The organism is Mycobacterium sp., from assembly GCF_049280035.1.
GTDB lineage: Bacteria > Actinomycetota > Actinomycetes > Mycobacteriales > Mycobacteriaceae > Mycobacterium.
The window spans coordinates 1-4270 of the sequence record NZ_JBAPPI010000624.1 but is presented as its reverse complement, the minus strand read 5'-3'; the positions used below and the strand labels follow the sequence as shown (position 1 = coordinate 4270).

The 4270-nt window shown below is 62.7% G+C and carries 3 protein-coding genes and 1 pseudogene; 2 read left to right on the top strand and 2 right to left on the bottom strand.

What is annotated here, in order from left to right:
- Both WAN71_RS20025 and WAN71_RS20020 read right to left on the bottom strand, forming a co-directional pair.
- A pseudogene (locus WAN71_RS20025) lies at positions 1–204 on the bottom strand (phosphate ABC transporter substrate-binding protein PstS); the annotation flags it as partial.
- A 5-nt stretch (positions 205–209) separates the two neighbouring features.
- Positions 210–1076, bottom strand: a complete 867-nt coding sequence (locus WAN71_RS20020) for an ATP-binding cassette domain-containing protein (RefSeq protein ID WP_422226996.1) — start codon at positions 1074–1076, stop codon at positions 210–212.
- A gap of 293 nt (positions 1077–1369) precedes the next feature.
- Here WAN71_RS20020 and pstS point away from each other — a divergent pair, with 293 nt between their 5' ends.
- Together pstS and WAN71_RS20010 are read left to right on the top strand one after the other, a co-directional pair.
- Positions 1370–2488: a phosphate ABC transporter substrate-binding protein PstS gene (pstS, locus tag WAN71_RS20015; protein WP_422226995.1), complete on the top strand. Its 1119-nt coding sequence runs from the start codon at positions 1370–1372 to the stop codon at positions 2486–2488.
- An 11-nt stretch (positions 2489–2499) separates the two neighbouring features.
- Positions 2500–4270 (top strand): protein kinase domain-containing protein (locus WAN71_RS20010; RefSeq protein WP_422226994.1); only part of this gene is annotated, 1771 nt, incomplete at its 3' end.

Here is a 4270-nt window from a genome sequence, read left to right as displayed (position 1 = left end):
AGCGGGAACCCACTCATTCATCAGCGGGTACAGCTCAGTGGCACCGGTCTCCGACAAGGCCACCTTCGACGTCGCGGGCGTGGTCGCGACGCTGCCGGTGCTAGCCCCGGGGTTGGACGAACCACCTGTTGAGTTCGAACCGCAGGCCGCGGCGACCAGGACCAATGGCACCGCAACCAGCAGGGTACGCAGAGAGATTTTCACGGCCCTCACTCACCTTTCTTTCCATCGTTGGCGTCTGTGGCCCCGACGACCACACGCAGAAGATGGCGGTCGCCAAACAGTCCAGAGACATAGCGCACGGTCTCCGCATGCTTCGGCGATAAGAACAGCTGTTCGGTGGGCCCGTCCTCCAGCAACCTGCCGTCAAAGAACAAGGCGGTCCGGTCGCCGATGCGGGCGGCCTGGGCAAGATCGTGCGTCACCATGATCACGGTGAGCCGGTCGGTCAGCGATCGAATGAGCTCTTCGATTTTCTCGGTTGTGGCCGGGTCCAGCGATGAGGTTGGCTCGTCGAGCAGCAGGACCTCCGGGTTCACCGCAAGCGCACGGGCCAGGCACAACAATTGTTGTTGACCACCGGAGAGCCGGAATGGCGAATCACCGAGTCGATCCTTAACCGCGTCCCAGAGGCCGACCTCGGCCAGGCGAGCCTGCGCAACGCTCTTAAAGTCCTTGCGGGACACCAGCTTATGTGCGCGCAGACCCGCAACGACATTGTCTAGGATTGACATCGGGAATGGATTGGGACGCTGGAACAGCATGCCGACCCTGCGGCGAAATCCCATCAGGTCTTGGCTTTTGAAGATGCTGCGTCCACCCAACAGGACATCACCGCTGTAGCGGTATCCGGACACTTTGTCGTTCATCCGATTCAAGGTCCGCAGGAAGGTCGTCTTACCGGACCCGGTCGGTCCCAACAAGGAGGTGACGGTACATGCGGGAAAGTCGAGGCTTACCTCGTCGAGCACAGTTGTGGCGCCGAAACCCAGGGTAAGGTTCACCGCACGTATAACAGGGGCAGCGGCATCCAGATCAACGTCATCCGTTCCGGCGCTGACTTGTTGTGGGACCATCAACACCCCATCACGTTACTGCGGTGCGCCGACTAAGAGTCGAGCGTCCGCACCCTCTGCCCATTTTCATAGGCGCTGCTAACTCACTACCTATCTTCACAGGTGGCGCTCATCTTTTCTGTTGATTTTCAGAGGTTTTGCTTACAATCAGCCCATCTTGAAAAGCTTTTATGTAGCCAGGCTCACGTGTTCGTTGCCAGGCAAGTGACGTCCATCTGTGACGGAACGTGTACTGCGGGGGGCTCCCTCGGCGGCGGAGCTCTCCGTCGCCCTGATTCGTCAGAGGAGTTCCTGTGAAGGTCAACCGAGCTGGCGCGGCAGTCAGCCTGATTGTCGTCGGCGCAATGACGTTAGCGGCATGCGGTGGCAACACAAGTACTTCGTCATCAACTTCTGGATCTAATGCCTCGTCGACACCAATCAGTTGTGGCGGCAAGAAGAAACTCAAAGCCAGCGGCGCGACCGCACAAGAGAACGCGATCGAGCAATTCGTCTACGCCTACATCCGGGCGTGCCCGGGCTACACGCTGGATTACAACGCAAACGGCTCCGGCGCCGGGGTGAAGGACTTCGTCAGTAACGAAACCGATCTGGCGGGCTCTGGCGATCCGTTGAACCCGTCGAAGGGTCAGCCCGAGCGCGCGGCGCAGCGGTGCGGTTCGCCGGCGTGGGACCTGCCGACGGTGTTTGAACCGATCGCGATCACCTACAATGTCGCCGGAGTGAGTTCGCTGAATCTTGACGCGCCCACGATCGCGAAGATCTTCAACGGCGGCATCACCACCTGGAACGACCCGACGATCGCGGCGCTCAACGCAGGTACCAACCTGCCCTCAACGCCGATTCACGTCATCTTCCGCAGCGACCAATCCGCGAACTCATCGAACTTCCAGAAATATCTCGATGCCGCATCGAACGGTGCGTGGGGTAAAGGCAGCAGCCAGACGTTCCTTGGGGGTGTCGGCGATGGCGCCGCCGGGGACAATGGCTCATCGGCGGCCGTGCAGAACACCGACGGGTCGATCACCTATAACGAGTGGTCCTTCGCGGTGGGCAAACAGTTGAACATGGCCCAGATCATCACGTCAGCGGGCCCGGACCCGGTGACGATCACGAAAGACTCGGTCAGCAAGACGATCGCCGGGGCAAAGATCACCGGGCAGGGCAACGACCTGGTGGTGGACACGTCGTCGTTCTATAAGCCCACGCAGGCCGGTGCCTACCCGATCGTCGAGGCAACCTATGAAATCGTTTGCTCGAACTATCCGGATGCCGCGACCGGCACGGCCGTAAAGGCGTTCATGCAGGCCGCAATTGGTCCTGGCCAGGATGGTTTGGACCAGTATGGGTCCATTCCCCTGCCGAGCTCGTTCCAGTCGAAACTGACTGCGGCAGTTAATGCCATCTCTTAACTGAAGGGAGCTTGGCGATGAGCGGCAGCGAGTTGGGGTCATGGTTTGGGCCGTACCGGTTAATGCGGCTGCTGGGTCGTGGGGGGATGGGAGAGGTGTATGCGGCCGAGGACACCCGCAAGGGCCGGGTGGTGGCGCTGAAGCTGATCTCGCCACAGTTCTCCGACGATCCGACGTTTCGCGCCCGGATGCAGCGTGAAGCTGATGCGGCGGGGCGGATGAGCGAACCGCACGTGGTGCCGATTCATGACTACGGCGAGATCAATGGGCAGCTGTACCTGGAAATGCGGCTCATTGAGGGCACCAGTTTGGCGGCGATGCTCAAAGCGGATGGGGCGCTGAGTCCGCCGCGGGCGGTGGCCATTGTGCGCCAAGTCGCGTCCGCGCTGGACGCCGCACATGCCAGCGGGGTGACGCATCGCGATGTCAAACCGGAGAACATTCTGGTCACCTCCGATGATTTTGCGTATCTGGTGGATTTCGGGATTGCCCGGGCCACTACTGACCCGGGGTTGACCCAGACCGGGATGGCGATGGGGACCTACAAATACATGGCGCCGGAGCGGTTCACCGGCAATGGAGTCACCTATCGCTCCGATGTGTACGCGCTGGCCTGTGTGCTGGAAGAGTGTCTGACCGGCTCACCGCCATTTGGAGACGACAGCATCGAACGGCTGCTGGCCGCACACCTGATGGAGCCACCCCCGCGGCCCAGCCAGCTGCGACCCGGACAGGTGCCGGCGGCGATCGATCAGGTGATCGCCACCGGGATGGCCAAAAACCCGGACGAGCGTTACCGCAGTGCCGGTGAGCTGGCCAACGCCGCGCTGAATGCGCTCACCGAACCCGAGCAGCATCAGGCCGTAAGCATCCTGCAGCCGGACGCCGCCGCCGATGAGACGATGGCGCGCCCCGTGCCAGCCGCCAACGGCACCGCAAGCTGGCCGCCGCCCGGCGCACGGCCCAGCGGCCCACCACCGCCCGACCTCGCACCCAGCACCCCCGAGCGCCGCAACAACCGCAAGCGGTGGATGTTGATTGGCGCCGCCGCCCTCCTACTGACCACTGCCGTCGTGGCCGCGATTGCGTGGCCGCGTTCGCCATCATCGCCGGCGTGCGGACAAAATGTGCTGCCGTTCAACGGCCTTGACTTCCGCCTCTCCCCCGGAGGAGTGGCGCTGGACTCCGCCGGCAACGTGTACGTCGCCAGCGAAGCGATGTACGGCCGCGTGGTGGAGTTGGCCTCCGGGTCGACCAAGCCGACGGTGCTGCCGTTCGCCGGCCTGTACGAACCCCAGGGGGTCGCGGTAGATAGCGCCGGCACCGTGTACGTCACCGACTTCAACAACCGGGTGGTGAAACTAGCGGCCGGGTCAAACGCCGTCACGCCGGTGCCGTTCACCGGCCTCAATTACCCCGAGGGCATCGCGGTGGATAGCGCCGACAGCGTATTTGTCGCCGACCGGGGCAACAACAGGGTGGTGAAGCTGCAGGCCGGGACGAACACCCCGACTGAGTTGCCGTTCACCGGACTGAACGACCCGGATGGCGTGGCGGTGGATACCGCCGGCAACGTCTACGTCGCTGACTCCGACAACCATCGGGTGGTGAAGCTGGAGGCCGGGTCGAACGCTCAGACCGTGTTGCCGTTCACCGGCGTCACTCTGCCCTGGGGTGTGGCGGTGGACAACGCCGGCAACGTCTACGTCACCGACCACGACACCAGCAACGTTGTGAAGTTGGCGGCCGGGTCGAACACCCAGACCGTCCTGCCGTTCACCG